20 protein-coding genes and 1 riboswitch are annotated in these 24,338 nt (G+C 36.8%); of the genes, 16 read left to right on the top strand and 4 right to left on the bottom strand.

Going from position 1 to position 24,338, the window contains the following annotated elements:
• Positions 1-74: 74 nt before the first annotated feature.
• Positions 75-1,595, top strand: a complete 1,521-nt coding sequence (gene scpC, locus ACIP9G_RS11695; protein WP_340821158.1) for a succinyl-CoA:acetate CoA-transferase ScpC — start codon at positions 75-77, stop codon at positions 1,593-1,595.
• A gap of 215 nt (positions 1,596-1,810) precedes the next feature.
• On the opposite strand, the gene ACIP9G_RS11690 is transcribed toward scpC, so the two are convergent.
• Positions 1,811-2,452, bottom strand: coding sequence for a glycerol-3-phosphate acyltransferase (locus ACIP9G_RS11690; RefSeq protein ID WP_401019449.1), 642 nt, complete (start codon positions 2,450-2,452; stop codon positions 1,811-1,813).
• Between the two features lie 157 nt (positions 2,453-2,609).
• A riboswitch (SAM riboswitch) is annotated at positions 2,610-2,723 on the top strand.
• A gap of 113 nt (positions 2,724-2,836) precedes the next feature.
• On the opposite strand from ACIP9G_RS11690, the gene ACIP9G_RS11685 reads away from it, so the two are divergent.
• From ACIP9G_RS11685 to ACIP9G_RS11675, 3 genes are all read left to right on the top strand, one after another.
• Positions 2,837-4,138 carry an O-acetylhomoserine aminocarboxypropyltransferase/cysteine synthase family protein gene (locus ACIP9G_RS11685; protein ID WP_401019447.1) on the top strand — a complete coding sequence of 434 codons (1,302 nt, stop codon included), beginning with the start codon at positions 2,837-2,839 and terminating at the stop codon, positions 4,136-4,138.
• 408 nt (positions 4,139-4,546) lie between these two features.
• Positions 4,547-4,933, top strand: a complete 387-nt coding sequence (locus tag ACIP9G_RS11680; protein ID WP_401019444.1) for a hypothetical protein — start codon at positions 4,547-4,549, stop codon at positions 4,931-4,933.
• A gap of 419 nt (positions 4,934-5,352) precedes the next feature.
• Entirely contained in the window at positions 5,353-6,339 is a 987-nt protein-coding gene (locus tag ACIP9G_RS11675; protein ID WP_340821154.1) for a homoserine dehydrogenase, read from the top strand.
• Positions 6,340-6,401: 62 nt separating this feature from the next.
• Here the strand turns inward: ACIP9G_RS11675 and ACIP9G_RS11670 are convergent, their stop codons facing one another.
• On the bottom strand, positions 6,402-6,632 hold the full coding sequence (locus tag ACIP9G_RS11670; RefSeq protein WP_337980032.1) for a MerR family transcriptional regulator: 231 nt from the start codon (positions 6,630-6,632) through the stop codon (positions 6,402-6,404).
• A gap of 157 nt (positions 6,633-6,789) precedes the next feature.
• Here ACIP9G_RS11670 and ACIP9G_RS11665 point away from each other — a divergent pair, with 157 nt between their 5' ends.
• The 4 genes from ACIP9G_RS11665 (at position 6,790) to ACIP9G_RS11650 (ending at position 10,787) form a co-directional block, all read left to right on the top strand.
• Positions 6,790-7,647, top strand: a complete 858-nt coding sequence (locus ACIP9G_RS11665; RefSeq protein ID WP_401019441.1) for a DMT family transporter — start codon at positions 6,790-6,792, stop codon at positions 7,645-7,647.
• Between the two features lie 109 nt (positions 7,648-7,756).
• Complete coding sequence (locus tag ACIP9G_RS11660; protein WP_340821152.1) at positions 7,757-8,449, top strand: response regulator transcription factor; 693 nt, start codon at positions 7,757-7,759, stop codon at positions 8,447-8,449.
• Positions 8,427-8,582, top strand: a complete 156-nt coding sequence (locus tag ACIP9G_RS11655) for a hypothetical protein (protein ID WP_340821151.1) — start codon at positions 8,427-8,429, stop codon at positions 8,580-8,582. The genes ACIP9G_RS11660 and ACIP9G_RS11655 overlap by 23 nt, the downstream gene beginning before the upstream one ends.
• A gap of 15 nt (positions 8,583-8,597) precedes the next feature.
• Positions 8,598-10,787: a histidine kinase dimerization/phospho-acceptor domain-containing protein gene (locus ACIP9G_RS11650; RefSeq protein WP_401019439.1), complete on the top strand. Its 2,190-nt coding sequence runs from the start codon at positions 8,598-8,600 to the stop codon at positions 10,785-10,787.
• Between the two features lie 319 nt (positions 10,788-11,106).
• On the opposite strand, the gene ACIP9G_RS11645 is transcribed toward ACIP9G_RS11650, so the two are convergent.
• A complete protein-coding gene (locus tag ACIP9G_RS11645) occupies positions 11,107-12,255 on the bottom strand; it encodes an acyl-CoA dehydrogenase family protein (RefSeq protein WP_401019436.1) in 1,149 nt (382 codons plus the stop codon).
• 159 nt (positions 12,256-12,414) lie between these two features.
• Between ACIP9G_RS11645 and ACIP9G_RS11640 the strand changes: the two genes are divergently transcribed.
• The 7 genes from ACIP9G_RS11640 to ACIP9G_RS11610 all read left to right on the top strand — a co-directional run bounded on the left by ACIP9G_RS11640 (position 12,415) and on the right by ACIP9G_RS11610 (position 21,371).
• Complete coding sequence (locus tag ACIP9G_RS11640; RefSeq protein WP_340821148.1) at positions 12,415-13,494, top strand: metallophosphoesterase; 1,080 nt, start codon at positions 12,415-12,417, stop codon at positions 13,492-13,494.
• 289 nt (positions 13,495-13,783) lie between these two features.
• A complete protein-coding gene (locus ACIP9G_RS11635; protein WP_340821147.1) occupies positions 13,784-14,617 on the top strand; it encodes an undecaprenyl-diphosphate phosphatase in 834 nt (277 codons plus the stop codon).
• 297 nt (positions 14,618-14,914) lie between these two features.
• Entirely contained in the window at positions 14,915-16,207 is a 1,293-nt protein-coding gene (locus ACIP9G_RS11630; protein ID WP_401019432.1) for a protoglobin domain-containing protein, read from the top strand.
• A gap of 388 nt (positions 16,208-16,595) precedes the next feature.
• On the top strand, positions 16,596-17,558 hold the full coding sequence (locus ACIP9G_RS11625; RefSeq protein WP_340821145.1) for a 2-hydroxyacid dehydrogenase: 963 nt from the start codon (positions 16,596-16,598) through the stop codon (positions 17,556-17,558).
• Between the two features lie 310 nt (positions 17,559-17,868).
• Positions 17,869-18,447 carry a helix-turn-helix domain-containing protein gene (locus ACIP9G_RS11620; RefSeq protein WP_401019429.1) on the top strand — a complete coding sequence of 193 codons (579 nt, stop codon included), beginning with the start codon at positions 17,869-17,871 and terminating at the stop codon, positions 18,445-18,447.
• 40 nt (positions 18,448-18,487) lie between these two features.
• A complete protein-coding gene (gene eutH, locus ACIP9G_RS11615; RefSeq protein ID WP_401019427.1) occupies positions 18,488-19,603 on the top strand; it encodes an ethanolamine utilization protein EutH in 1,116 nt (371 codons plus the stop codon).
• Complete coding sequence (locus ACIP9G_RS11610) at positions 19,593-21,371, top strand: aminopeptidase P family protein (protein WP_401019423.1); 1,779 nt, start codon at positions 19,593-19,595, stop codon at positions 21,369-21,371. Before eutH ends, ACIP9G_RS11610 begins: the two co-directional genes overlap by 11 nt.
• 246 nt (positions 21,372-21,617) lie before the next feature.
• Here the strand turns inward: ACIP9G_RS11610 and ACIP9G_RS11605 are convergent, their stop codons facing one another.
• The gene (locus ACIP9G_RS11605) at positions 21,618-22,418 is read right to left on the bottom strand and encodes a TIGR00266 family protein (RefSeq protein ID WP_340821141.1); all 801 of its coding nucleotides are present in this window, start codon (positions 22,416-22,418) and stop codon (positions 21,618-21,620) included.
• Between the two features lie 438 nt (positions 22,419-22,856).
• Here ACIP9G_RS11605 and ACIP9G_RS11600 point away from each other — a divergent pair, with 438 nt between their 5' ends.
• Complete coding sequence (locus tag ACIP9G_RS11600) at positions 22,857-24,335, top strand: aldehyde dehydrogenase family protein (RefSeq protein ID WP_401019419.1); 1,479 nt, start codon at positions 22,857-22,859, stop codon at positions 24,333-24,335.
• Positions 24,336-24,338 lie beyond the last annotated feature (3 nt).

Genomic DNA, 24,338 nt, shown 5'->3' with positions numbered 1-24,338 from the left:
ATTGGTTGGGTGTACCGATGTGAAGGACAAATAATCTAGTTGAAGTAAATAAATGTGGGATGGAGGAATAAGGAATGGATGAAAAGTTAGCAAAAAAGCTTCGTAATGAACAATTACGAAACAAAGTCGTATCAGCAGAAGAAGCAGCATCTTGGATTAAGGACGGCATGGTACTTGGTATGAGCGGGTTTACACGTGCAGGTGACGTAAAAGTGGTACCGCTTGCACTTGTTGAGAAAGCAAAAACAGAAAGCTTCAAGGTAGATGTATATACAGGTGCATCACTTGGGCCTGAAGTTGACCAATACTTAGCAGAAGCTGGTGTTATTCGCAAGCGAGGTCCTTTCCAAGGAGACGCAGGTATTCGAAACATGATTAATAGTGGGGAAGTTACTTATGTTGATGCCCATTTATCACACAATGCTGAATTAGTACGCCAAGGCATTATTGGTCCGATTGACTTCGCTATTATTGAAGCTGCTGCTATTACAGAAGATGGCTTATTGATTCCTACAACTTCAGTTGGTAACTCTCCGATTTTCGTACAAGAAGCAGACCAAGTTATCATCGAGCTAAACATAGCACAGCTTGATGCATTAGAAGGTGTGCATGATATTTTTGTTCCAGGACCACAAGGTAAACGTGATCCAATTCCAATGCTAGATGTGTCAGATCGTCTTGGTACAATTGGCATTCCACTAAATTTAGACAAAGTAAAAGGCATTGTTATTTCAGATATTTTGGATGCACCATCAATGATTGTTCCCGCTGATGAAGAAACAGATATTATGGCAAATCATCTACTGAATTTCTTAAGAGAAGAAATTAAAGTAGGTCGTTTAACTACGAGTTTACGCCCACTACAATCAGGTGTAGGTTCAGTGGCGAATGCTGTATTATTAGGTTTCAAAGATTCTGAGTTTGAAAATTTAGAAGTTTATTCGGAAGTACTACAGGATGCTGTATTTGAATTAATGGATGCTGGAAAAGTAAGCTTTGCATCTGCTACTTCTATTACCCTATCTGAAAAAGTAGGAAACCAAGTTTATGGAAATTTTGAAAAATATGCAGATAAATTAGTATTACGACCACAGGAAATTTCTAATCACCCAGAAATTATCCGTCGACTCGGCTTGATCTCTGTCAATACAGCGCTTGAATTAGATATTTATGGGAATGTAAATTCAACTCATGTTTCTGGCACAAAGATGATGAATGGTATTGGAGGTTCTGGAGATTTTGCTCGTAACGCACGATTAGGTATTTTCGTGACAAAATCGTATGCAAAAGGTGGAAAAATTTCTAGTATCGTTCCAATGGTTTCGCATGTAGACCATACCGAACATGATGTGGATGTTATCGTAACAGAGCAGGGCGTTGCAGACTTACGAGGTTTAGCACCTAAAGAGCGTGTCGGTCTAATCATTGAAAACTGTGCGCATCCAGATTATAAAGAGCAATTATGGGCGTACTTTAATGACGCAAATGAAGCAACAGGTGGTCACCATACACCGCATGATTTAGAAAAAGCACTTTCTTGGCATGTGAATTTAGCAAAGAACGGTACAATGCTAGATCCATCATTTGCTAAATAATATATTTAAAAAGTGTTAGATTGACTGCTATCAATCTAACACTTTTTGCTATGCGTTGATGTCTGCTTCTGCGGATGCATTCCACGGGTACACAATCAGCCGTAATCGTCGCTGCCACGCTGTCAGTTGCGTCTTAAGTTTGTACTGTAGCCGAGTAGTCACACCTCTCGTTACCACCAACTAGAGTCCTCAAAGATATGTCTCATCCTCTTGGTTTATACTGACTTTTTAAAGGCAGATGTTACTTTCGGTTCTGTTCCTTGGAATAGCCTTTTAATATTTTCAATATGCAAAATGAACGCTATGCATAAAAGTAGAATGGAAATAATAGTTGGGCCAATTCCAGGTATCCATAAATAAGTTGCCGTACAAAATACAATATAAAATTCTAACACACCGACGATTAAATAGTTTGTAGCGAAAGATAAAATCACAAATAATATAAGTGCACATAAAGCAATTTTCCAATCGACAGCCAGTAAAATCCCAATAATGGAGGCAGTACCTTTGCCACCTTTAAAGCCCATATGGAATGGGAAATTATGCCCTAAAATAACACTAGCAGCCATTGTATAGATTAAGAGCCACGTTTGTATTTCAGTGAATTGTGATGCATTAGAAGAAAAGTAGTAGATGGCACAGAGAATAGCACCGACGCCTTTACCAATATCAATTAGCGCCACTAATAGGCCGTATTTCCAACCAAGAGAAAGCGTTGCGTTCGAGGCACCAGCATTGCCATGACCAGTCTTTTTTAAATCTACACCCGATAGAAATTGTGCTACTTTAGATCCGTGGATACAGCCGATTAAATAACCGATGATAATAATAATAAAAAAAATAATGGCTTTTTCCATAAAAAATGCTCCTTTCATTTTTATTTTTTAATATAGTGTATGTGCTCTTATTACGTAAATTAGCAGACAGAAGTTTCAGAAAAAAATAAATTTTACTGTTGACAGAAAAAAAGTCTATGTTTATACTGTGTAACAACGATGGAAATTGAATCACATACTCTTATCAAGAGCGGCGGAGGGATAGGCCCTATGATGCCCGGCAACCAGTGAGTGACAAACTTGCTAAGGTGCTAATTCCTACAGATTCTTACTTGGATCTGGCAGATAAGGGGAGGAAAACTTGCAACCGCAACCCTCTTCTTAACTGAAGAGGGTTTTTGTTTTCTACACATAAATCCTCCTCATCTCCGGTACCATCGTAAAACCATTAAGGAGGAAGAAAATATGTCGAATTTCAAACCAGAAACATTACTATTACACGGTGGTCAAGAGCCTGACCCAGTGACAGGTTCTCGAACTGTACCAGTGTACCGTTCAACAGCTTTCGTATTTAAAGACACTGCTCATGCGCAACGTCTTTTTGCATTAGAAGAAGCGGGCAATATTTACACACGTATTACAAATCCAACTGTAGATGTTTTTGAAAAACGCGTCGCTTTACTGGAAGGCGGTACAGCAGCAGTAGCACTTTCATCAGGTGCAGCAGCTATCGCATTTTCAATTTTAAATCTAGCAAGTGCAGGGGATGAAATCGTAGCAGCAAGCTCTTTATACGGAGGAACATATAACTTATTAGCAAATACACTACCAAACTACGGTATTAAAACAATTTTTGTAGATGAAACAAACCCTGAGAACTTCCGATCTGCGATTAATGAAAACACAAAAGCAGTGTTTGCTGAAATTTACGGCAATCCAAGTTTAAAGGTTTTAGATGTAGAAGCAGTAGCAACGATTGCACATGAAAATGGCTTGCCATTAATTATTGATAGCACATTTGCTTCACCATATGGCGCAACGCCAATCGACTTTGGTGCAGATATAGTTGTTCACTCAGCAACAAAATGGATCGGCGGTCATGGTACAACTTTAGGTGGCGTTGTTGTAGATGCTGGGAAATTTGATTGGACACAAGGTAGATTCCCTAGATTTACAGAGCCAGACACATCGTATCATGGATTGCGATATGGTATTGATACTGCAGCGGCTGCATTTGCCACAAAACTGCGTGTGCAATTACTACGCGATTTTGGTCCAACATTAAGTGCTGATGCTGCCTTTAACTTACTACAAGGTTTAGAAACGCTTCATTTGCGTATTCCTAAACATAATGAGAATGCGTTAGCAGTTGCAGAATATTTACGTAACCACCCATCCGTGGAATATGTAAACTATAATGGATTAGAGGAGTTTGCTTCCCATGACTTAGCGAAGAAATACTTGAAAAATGGCTTCGGTTCAGTGCTTACATTTGGCATTAAAGGTGGACGAGAAGCAGGGCGTCAGCTAATAGATAGCGTGAAACTATTCTCGCATGTAGCAAACGTTGGAGATGCAAAATCGTTAATTATTCACCCAGCATCTACAACCCATCAACAATTATCTGCTGAGGAACTAATCCAAACTGGCGTATCCGAGTCGCTCATTCGCTTATCAATCGGTTTAGAGGCAGTTGAGGATATTATTGCAGACTTAGAACAAGCAATTGCACAAGTAACACCTACTGAACAAAAAGTAGAAGCTTAATATAAATTGATAAATTAGGTTCATGTCGTAGCGTTAACGTATTTTCTCATTCGAAGTACCTCATTTGGTAATGCGTATAACGTTGCTACATCAATCATTACCTCATTCGGTAAGTTAACTGAAATTTCCTATAAATAATACCTAGTATTTTTATAAGTATTGTTGACTTGATTAAAACCATGCTATATACTAGGGATTAAGTTAAATGTTCGAATGGCTACCAACCTAGAACAATTTTAAAGATTGTCGATGTTACGTAATTCTAAATGCCGCTACAGTTTAGGCGGTAACAATTAATTTGTTTTCATAAGTGCTCCCCCACTTTTGAATAAATATATGAAAAGAGTGTAGCTACATAGCCAGTAGCTACGCTCGCATTAAAAAACTGATCGAAAAGGAGTGTTTTAAATGGGAAATGTTTATCGTGCACAAAATGTAACAGCTTATATAATTTATGAATTAAATGAAAGTCAACATTTTGTGAATAACCTATCCATTCAAAACTTACTTTCGACAGTTGAAACAAAATGGCAACAAACTTTTGGACATAGTGCTTTTGAAGAAATCGTATATGCTAAAGAAGAAGGCTACATAGTCAAAGAAGTTTTTGAAGAGTATGAAGCTAACGGTACAAGTCATATTGCACTACCAGCGACAGAATATTATTTAAAATACGGGTCGTTTCAATTAATTGAACGCACATATGCAGTACCGAACTTTACACAAGAAGAAATAAAGCTAGTGCAATTAGCTTTAGCGCAATATCGTTATCGATTATTTTTACAAGCAAGTTAACTTTCCCTTATATTTTTTAGCTCATTCTCTACTGCTATAGGGAATGAGCTTTTTGTTGCGTTTTACGTTACTTGTGGAAATAGTTACTGCTTTTCAAAAACAGCTTATTCTATAACGGGTATCTTCATACATATATAATAGAAGAAAGGCATTTCTTTTTTTAATAAGAGTTCGTCAAAAGTTGTTCAAATATTATAGATTTATTAATAAAACGTATAATAAAGGCAATGAAACCGATTTCTTTTGCACTCCTAGAGAAAACAATTGTCCATCCTAGAAAGATTTTTCTTGTGCAATGTATTTATTTGCGTTACAATTTTCTTTAGGTTAAATTTTGAATTATTTGAATATGTGCTTGTAGGCACAGACTTTATATATATATAAAACTGGAGAAATGTACGTTGGAGGGAATAACAAGTATGGCAACTATAAAGGCAGCGATCTTAGGATTTGGAACTGTAGGTCAAGGTATCTATCATATATTGAATGAAAAGCGTGAAGAACTTAAACGGAAATTAGGCATTGAACTGGAAGTAGCAAAAATATTAGTAACGGATACTAGTCGTGAACGCGTTCCAGGTACTGCTCATTTATTAACAACGAGTATGGATGAGGTTTTAGCAGAACCTGGCATGCAAGTTGTATTTGAAGCAATTGTCAATGAAGAACCGGCATTTGGTTATTTAAAGCGTGCAGTTGAACATAAGTGTCATGTGATTACAGCAAACAAAGTGATGTTTGCAAAACGTGGCTTAGAGTTACAAGAACTTGCAAAGTCAAATGGTGTATTCGTGGGCTTCGAAGCAACAACAGCAGGCGGCGTGCCTGTTATTAAAACGATGAAAAATATTTTGCTTGTAAATGATGTAAGCCGTATTCAAGGTGTCTTGAATGGAACATCTAATTATATTTTAACAAAAATGCGCGCACAGGGCTGGTCCTTTGAGAAAGCTTTAAAAGAGGCGCAAAATTTAGGTTATGCAGAAGCGGACCCATATAATGATGTATCTGGTCAAGATGCCTTTAAAAAGTTAATGATTTTAAGCGCATTAGCATTTGGTGAACAACCAGATTGGGCTGACGTCGAAGTGATTGGCATTGACTGTATCTCAGCTGAACAGGTAAAGGATGCTTGTGAGAAAGGCTTACGTTATCGCCATGTAGCTGAAGTGGAGAAACTTGCAAATGGTAAAGTGGTAGCAAAGGTCGGTCCACAATTAGTAGATAAAGAACATCCGCTTTATCCGGTTGATGACGTTAATAATGCGGTTGCGCTTGAAACGAATTATATTGGTACATTAACATTAGTAGGTCCGGGCGCAGGCATGTATCCAACGGCAAGTGTGATGGTTGAGGACTACGCTGAGATTATCGGAAAACGTGCTGGATTTGTAGTAAGTATTTAGTTGAGTAGGTGCCAGTCACTCAAACAATTTTGAATTGTTTGAGTGACTGGCACTTTTAAAGTTTAGTCTTCGTCCTTCACGTCAATATCTTCAGGAATAGGTGTGTTACGCCAAATTTCTATTTCTTCTTTTATCCGTTCTAACTGTTCAAAATAGGTACTAAATTGTCCACTATTAATCAATATTTGGTCCCCATCATAAATTGAACGGATGCGTCCTTCATAAACAAGTCGTAGTATCTGCTCCTCAGGCATGCCAAGATCCAGGGCTGTTTCTTCAATAGTTTTATACATAAACGGTCGCTCCTTTTAATGTTATTATTATACCTCCTCTGTTATAGAAAACATAATAATGGATTGTATGTAAGGAAAGTAAGTTGGGAATTGTTTGATTTTGGATAAATCTGTATAGTTAACAGTAATAGTGTTAAAGGTTAGGAGGGAATCAGCAATGGTCTATCCATATTTTTTTGTACTTCTAGCAGCTATTTTATGGGGAATGACAGGGACAGCACAAACTTTTTTAGATAATGGCGTATCACCGTTTGCAGTGGCGACTATTCGCTCAGCAATTGGTGGTGGATTATTATTAGTTGTAGTAGTGTTGTTACGTAAAATTACTTTTCGAACATGGTCCTGGAAATGGACAATATTGGCGGCGGCAAGTATTGCTTTATTCCAAGGTCTTTTTTTTACATCTATCCGTCTAACAGGCGTAGCAATTGGCACTGTTGTAACAATTGGTAGTGCCCCGATGTTTTCAGGCGTGCTGGAGTGGCTACTTTTGAAAACGCGACCAACAAAAGTATGGGGCATCGCAACTGTTATGACAATTACAGGATGTATTTTATTGTTTATTAATAATGGAGATGGAACTATACATATGGGTGGCATAGGGCTAGCCATTTGTGCGGGGGTTTCTTTCGCAGTATATACAAATATAAGTAAAAAACTAATGGCACAGCAAGAAGCATTACCTGCAGTGGCTATGACGTTTTCGATTTGTGCGCTTTTATTACTACCGTTTTCAATTAGCAGTGGGTTTAGCTGGCTAGCAGTGACACAAAACTTATGGACAATGCTTTTTATGGGCGTTATGTGTACAAGCATAGCGTATTTATTGTTTTTAAGTGGTCTCCAGAAAATTAGCTCATCATCTGCTGTAACATTATCACTTGCGGAACCCTTAACTGCAGCAATGTTAGGTGTAGTGCTAGTTGGCGAGCATTTAAGCGTAACATCTTGGTTTGGTGTTGCAATGCTACTTAGTGGCATTGTAGTTCTTACTTTTGCGGGAAGGAAAAAATAGAAATAGTAAGAATGGAAAATGGTAAAAGCTTAAGAAATTCTTCATTTTTATCCTAGTTGGTTTTTAAGATTTTATATGTAGACTATTAGTTGAGAGCGAGGTGTATATCATGACGAAGTTAACAGTTCTTGTAACAGACGATGATCAAGATATTCGTGATGGTATTGAAATTTACTTAAAAAATGAAGGTTATCATGTCATTAAGGCAGCAGACGGTGTAGAAGCACTTGAGAAGCTAGAAAATAATGAAGTACATTTAATTATTTTAGATATTATGATGCCAAATATGGATGGTATTACGGCGACGTTTAAAATTAGAGCAGAGCGCAACATTCCAATTATAATGCTTAGTGCGAAAGCTGAAGATGGTGACAAGATTCATGGCTTATCCGTTGGAGCAGATGATTACGTTACGAAACCATTCCATCCTTTAGAGCTGTTGGCGCGTGTTAAATCACAATTGCGTCGTTATGTACAACTTGGGACGTATAATGACGGAGCAGCAAAGGTAGAAATTGATGGTTTAGTGCTAGATGAAGATGCTAAGGAAGTTGTATTGGAAGGCGAACCTGTTCGTTTAACGCCAATTGAATATAAAATTACAGAATTACTAATGAAAAATGCAGGACGTGTTTTTTCAATCCGAGAAATTTATGAACGTGTATGGAATGAGGAAGCTTACAATGCTGAAAATATTGTAGCAGTTCACATTCGTAAAATACGTGAAAAAATTGAAGCAGATCCGAAAAATCCACGTTATTTAAAGGTGGTGTGGGGCGTTGGCTATAAAATGGAAAAATAAAATAGAGAAGTATGTAACAATAGCAGGATTTGTGGCAGGTGTTATCGGTCTCGTTTATTTCGGTATTTATGCATATAAAATGGTAAATTCCCGCTCCTCCGAAATGCTACAATTTTTCGAAAAAATTTTTTAGGGGGGAGTTGAAAACATGATGAAAATTTGGAAGCCTCTTCTTGCACTTATTTGTTTAACATGGTTTATTTTCGGTGTATTTACGTTTTCTAAAATTGGCTATCAGTATGTAGGGAAATCGTATTTTCAATCCGGAAATTTTCAAAATGAACTGGACAGCTTTCAAGCAGAGCTAGGGCCGTTAGTGCTTAATTTACCAACAGCTGAGGAATTGAAGAGCAAGATTACAGTTTCAGAAAATGAAATTGAGGAACACCGCAATTATTACGGTTCATTAGGCACACAAATTGATAATATAAAGAGTCAATATGAAGAGAAGATTCAAGAAGCAGCTGATAATAATGCTAACGAATTAAAAACAAAGCTTGAAAATGAGCGAGATGCCAAAATAAAAGATATTACAAAAAACTTTGAAGATGATGAATATGTTCGTAAGAAAATTGCGGCGCAAAAGGGTGCACTCATCGATAAATATATAAAAGCTGTAAAAGATGAAGCAAAAGATTTTGCGAAAAACTATAGCTATTTGTCTTATGAATTAACGAATGTTGAAACTGGAGAAACTTTTCAATCCGGAGATATTACTGACAGCAATGTATACAAAATAACATATGTACACCCTCCGCTAAGAACGGGAAGCATCAGTAACAATTCAAGTCATTTGTTATACGGTTCGGATGTCTACATTGAATCGGATGTATTAAATGAAACGAGTGAATACACAGGAACGATTACTATCTCGAAAAGAGCTGCACAGTCTGCAGCGATAATGGATGGATATGACCAATTTAAACGGAATCAATACATGTTTTTTGTTATTTGGCTTACAAGTCTAATAGCATCATTCTTTGCTTGGAAAGGACGTAAAGAATTGCTTCCTACTATAGGCAGCTTAAAGGAAAAAGAATCTTTAGCCAAGCTACGCATTGATATCCAAATAGTATTCCTGTTCATTACAGGTTGTGTATACTGGTTTTCTTCACATATTGCATTCGAAGCAATTGAATATACGTATCAATACAATTATGTACGATTTTTAATTGACTTTGTATTTAAAGTATTAATTTTAATCATTATTGGTGTTGCATTTTTCGTGCAAGTTATTTGGTTGTATGATCGTGTAAATACAGTGAACAAACTAAGTCAAAATGTACAAGATAGTTATTTGTGGGGAATAGGGGAATCGATGACTGATTTATTTTTAAATCGATCAATCGCTTTACATTCAATTGTTTTAGTCGCAGCTGCCTTTTTTGGTGGTGGTAGTCTTGTTGCTAGTATGATGTGGGGGGGGGGATTCCCAATTCTCGTATTAGGAATATGTACGATTGTCGGCATTCCAGCAATGATTGTTTTCCTTTCTAAAATGGGCTATTTAAATCGCATTATGAAGGATACAAAGGATATGGCGGAAGGGCGCCTAAACCAAGATGTGAAAGTAAAGGGGAAATCCCCGTTAGCAGCGCATGCAGAAAATCTTAATCATTTACGTGAAGGTGTTCGCACATCAATGCATGAACAGGCAAAGAGTGAACGTTTGAAAACAGAGTTAATTACAAATGTTAGCCATGACTTACGTACCCCTCTTACATCTATAATTACGTATACAGATTTACTGAAAAATCCAGATATTACGGAAGAGGAGCGTAAGCAGTATATTCATATTCTCGATAAAAAATCAGACCGATTAAAAGTATTAATTGAGGATTTGTTTGAAGTATCCAAAATGGCGAGTGGCAATATTGAGCTTCATCGAAGTCGTGTTGATGTGACACAGCTTGTTCAGCAGGCGGTAGGAGAGCATGAGGAAGATTTAAGTAAAGCACGCTTAGATTTGCGCATGTCGATGTCTAATGATCCTATTTACGCTTATGTTGATGGACAAAAATGGTGGAGACTTATCGATAATTTAATTGTCAATGTATTGAAATATGCCTTAGAAGGTACACGTGTTTATGTTACGTTAAAAAGAACGACTAACGGTGATGCTGAATTCACTGTGAAAAATGTTGCGAAATATGAAATAAGTGAAAATGCTGATGAATTATTTGAACGCTTTAAGAGAGCAGATGCTTCACGTCATACAGAGGGCTCAGGGTTAGGTTTAGCCATTGCACAATCTATTGTAGATTTGCACGGAGCACGTATGAGCATAGATGTAGATGGAGATTTATTTAAAGTAATCGTTCGAATACCAGCAGTGTAAGAAGCAGCTAGGACAAAAGAGAAAAAGTGTTAGATTGACTGCAATCAATCTAACACTTTTTGCTATGCCGTTGTTGTCCGCTACGGCGGACGCTTTCCGCGGGCACACCGTAAGCCGCAACCCTCGCTAACGCGCGGTTTGTTGCGTCTTACGCAGCGTGCGTTCCCGCAGGAGTCGCCGCCTCCGCTACCAACAACTAGTTCTCACTTCTAATTATTTATTGATCTTAAAAGATAAATTGATCCTTCTTTTAAAATTTTCAAGTTTATCTCTGCCTCTTATTAATTGTGGTCACAATTCCTCGCAACGACAATGCTTTTTATAGCCCTACATTTTTGGCAATAATCATTTTCATCACTTCATTTGTGCCAGCGTATATAGACATTACGGGAATATCACGATAACGTCGTGCAATTTTATATTCCTCCATATAACCGTAGCCACCGTGCAACTGCATGCACTGAGTAGATATCTCTCGAGCATTTTCAGTAATCCAGTATTTCGCCATAGAAACCTTTGTTACAACGTCTTTACCAGCAATATGCTCTTCGATTAAAGATTCTAAAAACGTTTTGCCAAGCTCTATTTTTGTCGCCATTTCCGCAATTTTAAATTGCGTATTTTGGAAATCACTAATGGATTTTCCGAAAGCTTGACGTGATTTAACATAATCAATTGTTAAAGCGAGCATATCTTCGGCTGCGGATTGGGCTGCGACTGCTACAGCTAGACGTTCCTGTTGTAGCTTTTCCATCATGTAGGTGAAGCCTTTTCCTTCCTCACCTAATAAATTTTCTACTGGAACACGACAATCCTCAAAAAATAGTTCAGCCGTATCTTGCGCATGCATGCCTACTTTTTCAAGTTTACGCCCCTTTGTAAAGCCTGGTGTTCCTGCCTCGATAACGAGAAGGCTAATTCCTCGATGTTTTTTCTCAGCATGGGGGTTCGTTTTTACCGCGACAACGACTAAATTTGCATGAATCCCATTCGTAATAAAAGTTTTTTGACCATTAACAATATAATAATCGCCATCTCGAATAGCAGTCGTTTGTATATTCGCTAAGTCGGAGCCTGTCCCGGGCTCTGTCATTGCAATTGCTGTAATAGTTTCACCTGTGACACATTTTGGGAGCCAGCGTGATTTTTGTTTAGCTGTCCCATATGCCTCGATGTAAGGGACAACGATATCATTATGCAAACCGACACCGATAAGGCTTGAACCTACACGTTCTAATTCTTCTTGGATAATGACACCAAAGCTAAAATCTAACCCGAGACCCCCATATTGTTCTTCCACTTGTGGACATAGATAACCTAATTGTCCAAGTTTACGCCAAAAACTAAGCGGAATAAGATGATCTTTTTCCCACTGATTATAATGGACCTCAGCTTCTTCTGCTAAAAACTTACGGAACGTTTTGCGGAATAACTCATGTTCTGTGGATTCAAATTTATACTTCCCCATCTGAGACAACACCCCTTTATTTGCTCGTTTATGCATAAATTTTCTAGTACATCTATAATGTTACTGAAATATTGCTTAAAATAAAAGAGCTTTTAAAAATACGATTTCCATCTGTAATGCTATAATCACTATGAATATATGAAAGTAGAGGACTAGTATATGGCAAAAATAAGCATGGGCGTTCTTTTTTTAGGTATATATAGTGCTTTAACGTTCTATTTAGGGTGGGGCTTAAAGCAGTGGCTTGTCGCAATGAATTGGTTTTACTATCCAGTTTTCTATTGGCTGTTACTTTATATCGTTTCCTTTAGTGTTCTTATAGGAAGGATACATGAATCTTTACGAGTGTTTTCTGTAATCGGTAATTATTGGATGTTTATATTTGAATACGGCTTATTGTTATGTTTAACAGTACAAGTTGTTATGTGGGTAACGCCATTCAATAATATTCGCATTATTGGAAGTTTGGCTGTCTTTACGTTCTTTGTACTGTGGGTTGTCGGTACGTATCTGGCATATTCTCCAGTTGTACGTAATTTAGACATTACAATGGATAAAAAAGATAGTGAGTTATCGTCAATGAGAGTTGTTATTGCTTCCGATTTTCATTTAGGCGTGTTATCAAATAAAAAGCATTTACAACGTTTTGTAAATTTATCGAATGAAGCGAAGCCAGATGTTGTTTTTTTAGCAGGAGACATTGTTGATGATGACCCAAAATGGTTTGTTCAAGACGGAATGGCTGATGTGATGAAACAGCTTACGGCTACTTATGGTGTATATGGTGTGCTTGGTAATCACGAATATTATGGTAAGAAAATTCCTGAATTTGTAGAGGAAATGAAAAAAGCTGGTGTGGAAATTTTACGAGATGAAACAATTCGGGTTGGCAATGCGTTTATAGTAACGGGCCAAGAAGATATTACGAATAAAGAAAGACAACAACTCGATGCTATAAAATTGAAAGATCATTTGCCTTGGTTTGTGATGAATCATACACCGGATGATTTGGCAACACCAGAGCAGGCAGGGGTAGATCTCCATATGTCTGGTCATACGCACAAAGGGCAATTATGGCCTAACCAGTATATTACAGCTCGTGTTTTTGAGCTGGATCATGGTTATAAGATGAAGGGACAAATGCATACACTTGTTTCATCGGGCTTTGGATTTTGGGGACCACCAATGCGTATAGGTAGTCGTTCTGAGCTATGGGTTGTTGATATTACTTTTCAGTAAAAGAGGTAGTATATGAAAAAAGAGTAGCTTATAATAAGTTGGTGCGTGCAAAAAACGATTATGGCTAAGTATTTGATGTTATCGTCATAATTAAAGTGAATTCGGATTGTGAAAGAAGTACACAGCAGCTTATTCAACATAAAGGCTGACTGTTTCCAACTGAGGCTAGCTTTCGTATGAGGTACTAGGAAGTTTATGAAAGCTACCTTACAATTGGTATCTATTGTAGAAGCTTCATTTTCCGCACATAGAACAAAAGAAGAATAAAGTTAAAAGGTAAGGTGACAATGTGGATATAATAGAATTATTGAAGGCACTAATTTTAGGCTTTGTCGAAGGAATGACAGAGTTTGCACCAGTATCTTCTACAGGTCATATGATTATTGTGGATGATATGTGGTTAAAGACAGAGGAGTTTTTAGGAAAGTATCCGGCTAATACTTTTAAAATCGTTGTTCAGTTAGGGTCGATATTAGCGGTCGTTGTGGTCATGTGGAAGCGTATGCTAAGCCTCGTGGGTCTATATAATATTAGTGGACAATCACGATCTATGAAAGGTCGCTTTAACTTAATGCATGTAATTGTCGGTATGTTACCAGCAGTTGTATTAGGATTTGCGTTTAAAGATTTTATTGACGATCATTTATTTAAAGTAGAGCATGTTATTTATGCATTAGTAGCTGGTGCAATTTTAATGATTGCTGCCGATAAATTTGCACCAAGAAAACCTAAAGTCGAATCATTAGATGATATTTCTTATGGCATGGCGTTTAAAGTAGGTTTAGTACAGTGTTTATCTTTATGGCCAGGATTTTCTCGTTCGGGTGCAACTATTTCAGGTGGTGTCCTTTTCGGAATTAGTCACCGAGTAGCTGCTGATTTCACGTTTATTATGGCTGTTCCAATAATGGCAGGTGCAAGCCTTGTATCTGTATTGAAAAACTGGGATACCCTTTCAATGGATTATTTAGGATTTTATGTAGTTGGTTTTATTAGTTCATTTGTATTTGCATTACTATCCATTAAGTTTTTCTTAGCTCTTATCTCAAAAGTAAAACTAATGCCATTTGCGATTTATCGTTTGGTATTAGCTGCTATACTAAGTATTATTATTTTTATGTAAATGAAAAAAGTCACTCATTTGTCACAATAATGAGTGATTTTTTTTTTGAACATAGAGCTATTCATTAAGTTGGTGAATATAAAAACGTTATTATTAACTAATTATTAGTAATGCTGCAATAGTAAAATAGATAAAAAGTATTATAAAATCAGTGATAATGAGTGTCAATAGGTGGTCTAATAGATAATTTTTACTGAACTATTGTATCTATTAATCAATACACTTTATAATCAATTATAGATAAGTTGCGTACGAAAAAATAGAATGGCACAATATATTACTTTATGGGGTGGAAAGATGTTTCAATTTAGGAATAGACCTAAGCAAAATACAATTGTTATGAATGATGTGTCAAATACAGGTGTAACTATTCAAGATCCAGAACGTCTGCTGCAGCTACAACTCGTCAATCTAACAAAACAAGATTTACAGTTAATAAAAAGTTTAAAGCCATATGTTGAGCAAAGTGTTGTGGAAGTGGTCGAAACATTTTATAAAGCAGTAGAGAGTGTACCAACTTTACGAGATGTTATTCAAAAGCACAGTTCGAGTGAACGCCTTCGCCAAACACTTCGCCATCATATAATTGAAATGTTTGAAGGGAAAATCGATGACAACTTTTTAGAAAAGCGTCGGAGCGTAGGAAAAATGCATGTAAAGATTAATTTATATCCGAAATGGTATTTAGCTGCGTTTCAAAACCTAGAAAAATCTTTGCGGAAAATCGTCTATAATTTGCATCTATCAAAAGAAGAAGAAGAAAAGTTATGTGATGCTATTAGTAAAATGTGTAATTTTGAACAGCAAATTGTTTTGGAAGAGTATAACAACTATTCTAATTCTATAGTAGAAGAGCAACGAAGTAGTATCCGTGCACATGTAAAAGATATAGTTGGTGGAATTTCGACGCAGTTAGAAGCCCAGTCTCATGAAACAAATGAATCGGTAATGGAGCTTATTTCTAGTACGAAGCAAGTAGATGCTTACTTAAAGGAAAGTATTGATGAAGCTAAGACGATGCAAAAAGTTTCATCTGAAGGCTATTCGAAAATAGTATTATTAAATGAGCAAACTGGAAAAATTAATGATAAGACTGCTGAAATGGCGATAATGGTAGAAGAGTTAAACCATTCTTCTTCCAAAATTAATAAAGTAATCGAGATGGTGAAAAGCATTTCTGGACAAACTAATTTACTAGCATTGAATTCAGCAATTGAAGCTGCACGAGCTGGGGAACATGGAAAAGGTTTTGCAGTAGTAGCCGATGAGGTACGTAAGTTAGCAGATCAAACGAAAGAATCAGTGGAACAAATTGCAGATTTGATCGGCATGTCTAATGGCATTACGAAACATGTAGTTCAGGCAATTCAAGAAATACAAGAGCTCGTAAATAATAGTATCGAGCAAAATTTGAACTCATTAAAAGCATTCGATGCGATATCTGGCTCAGTAGAGGGCTCTATCGTAAACTTCCAAAATGTTGGAAGTCAAATTACTGAGTTGGCAAATGTAATTGAATCCATTGGCGAATCTTCGGAGGAACTAGAACGAGTTGCAAGTCGTCTTGATACGACGATTAAAGATTTCTAATTAAAATTAAAGAGTGCGTGAGACACTTTTTGTGCTCAAGCATAACGTATGCGGACGCCCTTGTTTTTTTATAGTTTATATCCCTTGTTAAAATTACTGAACTTCTTGATAATTGTTATGATAACTCTGAACTATGCATATAAAAGTGCATAGTTTTTTTATGGATAAAATTGTTGAAATAGAGGGTAGAGAAGTTTAAAAAAGGATAAAATCCCATAACTGAAGGATAAAATTACTGATATGAAGGATAGATTTAAAAAAAGCAGAAAACCGTATTTTTTTATCGTGCAAAATGGAAATATTGAATATAAAAGCTTGCTTGTGACGTTAGCATATTAGTGTTACGCTAAAGGCAAAATGGGGAATTGACTCAAAGGGGTGTTGGAATATGAAAAAGAAATTGTTTATTACACGAAAATTTCCGGCTCAGTTTGTTGAGCCTTTAGAAGAGCATTATGATATAGAACAATGGGAGGAAGAAGAAATCGTTATTCCGCGAGACAAACTTTTAGCAGCAGTAGCGGATTGTGAAGTATTGTGGGTAACGATTGCAGACCAAGTCGACGAAGAATTATTAAAACACGCCCCCAATTTAAAACTAGTGACAAATCTAGCAGTTGGTTTTAACAATATTGATGTACCAGCGTTGCGTAAAAGAGGCATAATGGCTACAAATACGCCTGGCGTATTAACAAATACGACAGCTGATTTAGTATTTGGCTTATTGCTAGCAACAGCACGTAGAATACCAGAAAGTGAGCGTTATTTACGTGATGGTCATTGGAAAAGCTGGTATCCTATGCAATTAGTTGGTAAAGATGTGTCGGGCTCAACGATTGGCATTATCGGCATGGGACGTATCGGGCAGGCTGTTGCGAGACGTGCGAAGGGCTTTGATATGAAAGTTTTATATCATAACCGTAGACGTCGCCATGAAGCGGAAGAAATGTATGGCTTCCGTTATGCATCCCTAGAGGAGCTTTTAACGAAATCTGATTTTGTTGTTATAATGACCCCTTATAATAGCGATACAGTTGGTTTAATCGGCGCGAAGGAGCTTGCCTTAATGCAAGAGGATGCAGTATTGATTAATGCCTCTCGTGGAGGAATTATTGATGAAAATGCCCTTTATGACACGTTGAAAAATGGCAAGCTATGGGCTGCAGGGCTAGACGTTTTTGAGCATGAGCCAGTTGCATTGGATCATCCTCTGTTAACCTTACCAAACGTCGTTGCGCTTCCGCATATCGGTAGTGCGTCGTTAAAAACAAGAACAGCTATGCTAATGCTCAATGTCAATGCACTAATGGCATATGGAGAGGGCAAGCCAATATCGAATAGAATTGACTAAACAACTATTTAAGGGGTGCTTCCACTCATGCGAGCGACCTCCATTCAAAACCAACTTCAACTTTAGTTGAGGTAGTGACAATAGGATAACTTTTTAATTTTAATATTGCATAACGTAGGCGCAAGATCTAATGGATCGAGCGTCTTTTTTTGTACTAAATGGAGTAATGCTGCGCACTATTATTGAGAGCAATAAGAAATTGTGCTTATTAATAAATTTCATTTGCGTGAATTTATTTCATAATACATTGAATATTTAGCTTAAATGTATTATATTATTCACGATTATGAAATTTAGAGGAGGTGAAGGAATGAATATAGGGATGGAAATAAAGAAATTAAGAACTGAAAAAGGAATTACTTTGAAAGAGTTAAGTGAAAAAAGCGAACTTTCTGTTGGGTTTTTATCTCAATTAGAAAGAGGTCTTACTACTATAGCAGTTGATTCACTTGAAAAACTAGCTGATATTTTGGAAGTACATTTAACACATTTTTTTGATTATCCACATAAAAAGAAAGATGTCGTTTTAAGGAGTTATGAACAAGAAATAATAGACGCCGTAGATGGTGGCTTTATTAAGTATAGTTTAAGTACAAATTTGGAAAATAAACAACTTGTTCCTAGGCTTATCGAAATACTACCTCAAAAGAAAAATGAAGAAATATTATCCTATAAGCATGAGGGAGAAGAGTTCATTTATGTTTTAGAGGGTATATTAACGGTTTACATAAATGGCAAGAGCTATGAAGTGTATCCTGGTGATAGTATTCATATGGACTCAAATATTGCTCACAATTGGGCAAATTATACTAACAAAAAGGTTAAGCTCATCGCTGTTAATACGCCTAATTTCTATAATAGTGGGTTAAATAATATAGCTTCTGATTAGTCAAAACGTAAAATAAAGTTAATAGAAAGTGAAAATAAAAATGGATAAATTTGTATTGCTCCTAATTGGCTCATTTTTTGTAATCGGAGGTATTGATTATATTACCGGTAATCATTTAAAACTGGGTCGGAAATTTGAGGAAGGCATAAAAACCATGGGGGCTTTAGGGCTTGGTATGATAGGAATACTTTCTTTAGCACCTATCTTAGCAAATTTTTTATCCGCTAAGATTATTCCACTATGTCAAGTATTTCATTTAGATCCTTCTATCATTCCTGCAGCTTTTTTAGCTGTAGATATGGGGGGCTATCAAATGGCTGAGGAGCTAGCAATGACAAAGGAAATGGGAGCATTCTCAGGAATTATCATTGCTTCTACTTTAGGAGCCACAATTAGTTTTTCAATTCCTGTCGCTTTAGGAATGCTTTCGAAAGAAGATGAAAAATTTTTTTCTAAAGGTGTTTTGGTTGGAATTATTACGATACCAATAGGATGCCTTGCAGCAGGCTTATGGCAAAAAATGAATTTTAATCTATTAGCATGGAATCTGGTACCTATATTTGTTTTTGCCATTATTTTAGGGGTTGGATTATTAAAAGCTCCGCATGTGTTTATAAAAGTTTTTAATGTATTTGGCAAGCTTATAATGAGTCTAAGTGCTGTAGGATTACTTTTACAAGGTGTAGATGTAATATTTGGTGTTAAGCTTGTTTCAGGATTAGCACCTCTATCTGAATCTATGGTTATAGTAGGCAAAATTGCATTTATTTTAGCTGGTGCATATCCTATGCTAGAACTGATTAGTCTAATTTTTAAAAATAGGTTTAAAAAAATAGGGAAGAAATTTGGTATTAATTCTGCGGCGGTAGCAGGCATTATCGGAAATTTAGCTAGCAATTTATTAATATTTGGCACATACAAGGATATGAATCCTAAAGGAAAAGTGGTATGTACTGCCTTTGGAGTAAGTGGAGCGTTTGTATTTGGTGGCCAATTTGGATATGTGTCAGAAGTAGCCCCAGAAATGTTAGGAGCGTTTATAGTTTCGAAGCTTACTGCAGGCTTATTAAGTATAGTACTAGCCTTATGGCTGTTTGATCGTGAAAATAAAAAATTTAGTCTTAAGAATAATGGAGGTATTAGTAATGAATATTAAAAATAGAGTCGAAAAGCTAAGAGAGCTAATGCAAGAAAATCAAATGGATGCTTATATAATTCCAAGTTTTGATGCACATCAGAGTGAATATATAGCAGAACATTGGAAATGTAGAGAATGGATATCAGGATTTACAGGGTCTGCAGGTACAGTAGTGATTACGTTAAATGATGCTGGATTATGGACGGATGGCAGATACTATATTCAAGCTGAAAAGCAGCTTGAGAACTCGGGAATTAGATTATTTAGAATGGTAGATCCAGGGGTACCATTTTATTCAGAATGGCTAGCAGATGTTCTGAATGAAGGAAGCGTTGTTGGCTTTGATGGAAATGTTTTTTCAATAGATATGGTTAAAAAGATGGAAGAAGATTTAAAAGCAAAAGGTATCGAATTAAAAATGGATCAAGATTTTATTGGTGATCTGTGGGAAGACAGACCGGAGATTCCTAAAGGTTCAATTTTTACGCATGACGTAAACTATGCAGGGAAATCTCGAGTAGAGAAATTAAATGAAGTAAGAGCAGAAATGAAAAATAAAGGGGCAAATTATTATATTTTAACTTCCCTTGATGATATTGCGTGGCTTTTAAATATAAGAGGTAACGATGTGCCTAACAATCCAGTTGCCATAGCCAATGTAATTGTAGCGGAACATAAATGTTATTTATTTATTGATTCGTGCAAGGTTCCAGCTTTGGTTAAATCGGAACTAGAGGCAGAAGGAATTGAAGTAAGAGAGAATGATGAAATACAAACATTCTTGGAAAATCTTTCACACGAAGATGTCGTGATTTTAGATACAAATAAAACAAGTATCAGATTATTTAATGCCATTAATGAACAAACAAAGAAAATCGAAAGTCCTAACATTACGACGAATTTAAAAGCGATTAAAAATGACGTCGAGATAAAAAAATTAAAATGGTGTGAAATAAAAGATGGTTTAGCTATGGTGAAATTTATAAAGTGGCTAAAACACTTTGTAGATAAAGAAGAAATAACAGAGATTACGGCAGAAGAAAAATTAGAAAATTTCAGAAGTGAACAAGAAGGTTTTGTTGGACCTAGCTTTGATACGATTGCAGGTTATAAAGAACATGCAGCGATGATGCATTATAAAGCTAATCAAGAATCGCAACATACTTTGAACAACGAAGGACTATTTTTAATTGATTCAGGCGGACAGTATTACGATGGAACAACAGATATTACACGAACGATCGTTTTAGGAAAACTTACTGAAGAACAAAAAAGAGATTTTACTTTAGTATTAAAAGGCTTTATAGCATTAAGCTCAGTAAAATATTTATACGGAGCAACAGGCTCTAACTTAGATGTTTTAGCAAGACAACCAATTTGGCAGTATGGTTTGGATTATAAGTGTGGGACAGGGCATGGGGTAGGATTTTTCCTGAATGTTCATGAAGGGCCACAAAGCATTCGCAGTACTAATCATGTTACATTAGAAAAAGGCATGATTGTTACGAATGAACCGGGAATATATCTTGAAGGTAAATATGGAATTAGAATTGAAAATATGATGTTAGTAGTTGAAGACGAGAAAACAGAATTTGGTCAATTTATGAAGTTTGAAGCAGTTACGTATTGCCCTATTGATTTAGCGGGTATCAATAAAGATATGTTAACAGAGAGTGAAAAGCAATGGTTAAACAATTATCATCAAGAGGTTTACACAAAGCTAGCGCCTTATTTAAATGAAGAAGAGAGTGCATGGTTAAGAGAAGAAACGAAAGAAATAGAATAGACAAACAACATGGGTGCCAGGCACTCGGAATAAGTGCCAGGCACTCAAACAATTTCGAAAAAGCGTCATTAAATATAAGTATAGGGTTGCTTGATTCTTACAAAAGAACAAGCAACCCTACAAAGTAATCTATTACATTTTGAATAACCATGCTAAGTGAAACGAAACAGAACATGGACTGCAACTATAGGATGCATGAGTCCTGTTTAGCTAGCTATTTTCCTATTTTTTGTGACTACGTTCTAGTTACTTATTGAACATATCGAATAGTCCACCGATACCACCTTCACCTGCTGACTGGCCGCCACCGCCTTGTGAAATCGGAGCAGCTGCAAAGACACGACTTGCTAAACGGCTAAACGGTAATGATTGAACCCAAACAGTACCTGGACCGCGTAATGTTGCGAAGAAGATTCCTTCACCACCAAATAGCGCAGTTTTTACGCCTCCAACCATTTCGATATTGTAATCAACGTCAGAAGTCATCGCTACTAAACAACCTGTATCAACACGCAATACTTCACCAGGCTGTAAAGTTTTTTGATGAATTGCACCACCTGCATGTACGAAAGCCATACCGTCGCCTTCAAGTTTTTGCATAATGAAGCCTTCACCACCGAAGAACCCTACGCCAATTTTTTTCTGGAATTCAACACCAACTGAAACGCCTTTAGCAGCCGCCAAAAAAGCATCCTTTTGACAAACAATTTTCCCTTTTAGTTGACTTAAATCCATAGGGATAATTTTCCCAGGATATGGCGATGCGAAATAGACATGACGTTTACCTGAACCAGCGTTCGTAAATGTAGTCATGAATAAGCTTTCACCTGTCACAAGACGTTTACCTGCTCCAAGTAATTTCCCCATAAAACCGCTTTGTGAACTACCTCTTGAGCCATCACCAAAAATTGTTTCCATCTGAATAGCATCATCCATCATCATTAAGGCTCCTGCTTCTGCTACTACCGTTTCTTGCGGATCTAGCTCAACTTGCACATATTGCATGTCATCACCAAATATTTTGTAGTCGATTTCATGGTTATTCATAATGTAATTCCTCCAATATCATTTATTGTTATTGTATACGATTATTAGACAGGATAGTTTCAGTACATAATTAATAATTTTAGAAAAAAAGGGAATAAGATAGAAAATGTCGAATATAAAAAACTAGAATGTGTATTATTTATCTTTGCATCAGTTGTTTCTATATAGTGATGAAAGTATGCACTATCTATTTGAAATTGCTGGACAAAGATAAAGCCTTTGGCAATTGTCACCGATATTTTTCACCAACGTTGCTTCGTGATTAGATTTAAGAATCATGGGGTTACTTTAAAATGAAAATTCGGAATTTTGACACTTTGTAACTGCATATATGTTATGTAGTGCACATAGGAAGCAATAGCGGCAGATATTTTCTGTAGCGAAAGCAAAAGGTACGTGGAAGCCAAAGCATCATAGATTTATCAGGGGGTGTTTGTAATGGAAATTAAAAACTATATCGGTGGTAAATGGGTTACACATTCGCATTTACAAAGTATAGCAGTGACAAATCCTGCAAACGGAGAGCACTTAGCAACAATACCGCTTTCAACCGCAAATGAAGTGATGGAAGCGGTAGCTGTAGCGAAGGCTGCACAAAAACAATGGGCACTTGTGCCAGCACCAAAGCGTGCAGATTATTTATATGCCATCGGTCAACGGATGAAAGAAAAGAAAGAATATTTGGCGACCGTTTTAACAAAAGAAATGGGTAAAGTGATTGAAGAAGCAAGAGGGGAAGTACAGGAAGGAATTGATATGGCTTATTATATGGCAGGGGAAGGGCGAAGGTTGTTTGGGGAGACAACACCGTCTGAGCTTGCTAATAAGTTCGCCATGAGTGTGCGAGCACCAATAGGCGTAGTTGGCCTAATAACACCGTGGAACTTCCCTGTTGCTATCGCTACGTGGAAATCTTTCCCTGCCCTTGTCGCGGGCAATACGTTCATTTGGAAGCCATCTAATGAAACACCAATGATGGCGTATGAAATGGGGAAAATTTTTGAGGAAGTGGACTTACCGGAAGGGGTAGCAAATATTATTTTTGGTACAGGGCCAACTGTAGGGACAGCATTGATTGAGCATCCAGATGTTAAAGTGATTTCGTTTACTGGCTCTACCACAACGGGAAGTAAGGTGGCGGAACTTGGTGGGAAGCATTTAAAGAAAGTGTCACTAGAGATGGGTGGAAAAAATGCTGTAATTGTCATGGACGATGCAGACTTACAGCTTGCTACAGAAGCGATATTATGGAGTGCATTTGGTACAGCAGGTCAAAGATGTACAGCATGTAGTCGTGTGATTGTGCATAAAGATGTAAGAGAAGAATTAGAAAACCGTCTATTAGAAGCAATGCAGTTTTTAACAATTGGAGACGGTTTAGATGAAAGTGTGAAAATTGGTCCAGTGATTAATAGAGCGGCATTGGAAAAAATTAATCATTATGTACAGATTGGTAAACAGGAAGGTGCAACCTTATTAACAGGAGGCAAAATTTTAAACGAGGCTCCTTATGATAAAGGGTTTTACTATGAGCCAACATTGTTTACCAATGTCAAGCCTCATATGATTATTGCACAGGAAGAAATTTTTGGACCGGTCGTCTCTCTTATTGAAGTTGCCAACTTAGATGAAGCAATTGAAGTCAATAATGGTGTGAAATTTGGCTTATCAAGCTCTATCTTCTCACAAAATGTTAATACGATTTTCCGCGCTCAACGAGACTTAGATACAGGTATTGTTTATATCAATGCAGGTACGACAGGTGCTGAAATCCATTTGCCTTTCGGGGGAACGAAAGGAACTGGAAATGGACATCGAGATTCTGGTGTAGCAGCATTGGATGTCTACACAGAATGGAAGAGCATATACGTTGACTACAGCGGCAAATTACAAAGAGCACAAATCGATACAAAGTAACAG

The organism is Lysinibacillus sp. NPDC093197 (assembly GCF_044754025.1).
Lineage (GTDB): Bacteria > Bacillota > Bacilli > Bacillales_A > Planococcaceae > Lysinibacillus.
The sequence above is the reverse complement of the archived record's forward strand: the minus strand, read 5'-3'. Positions and strand labels throughout refer to the sequence as shown.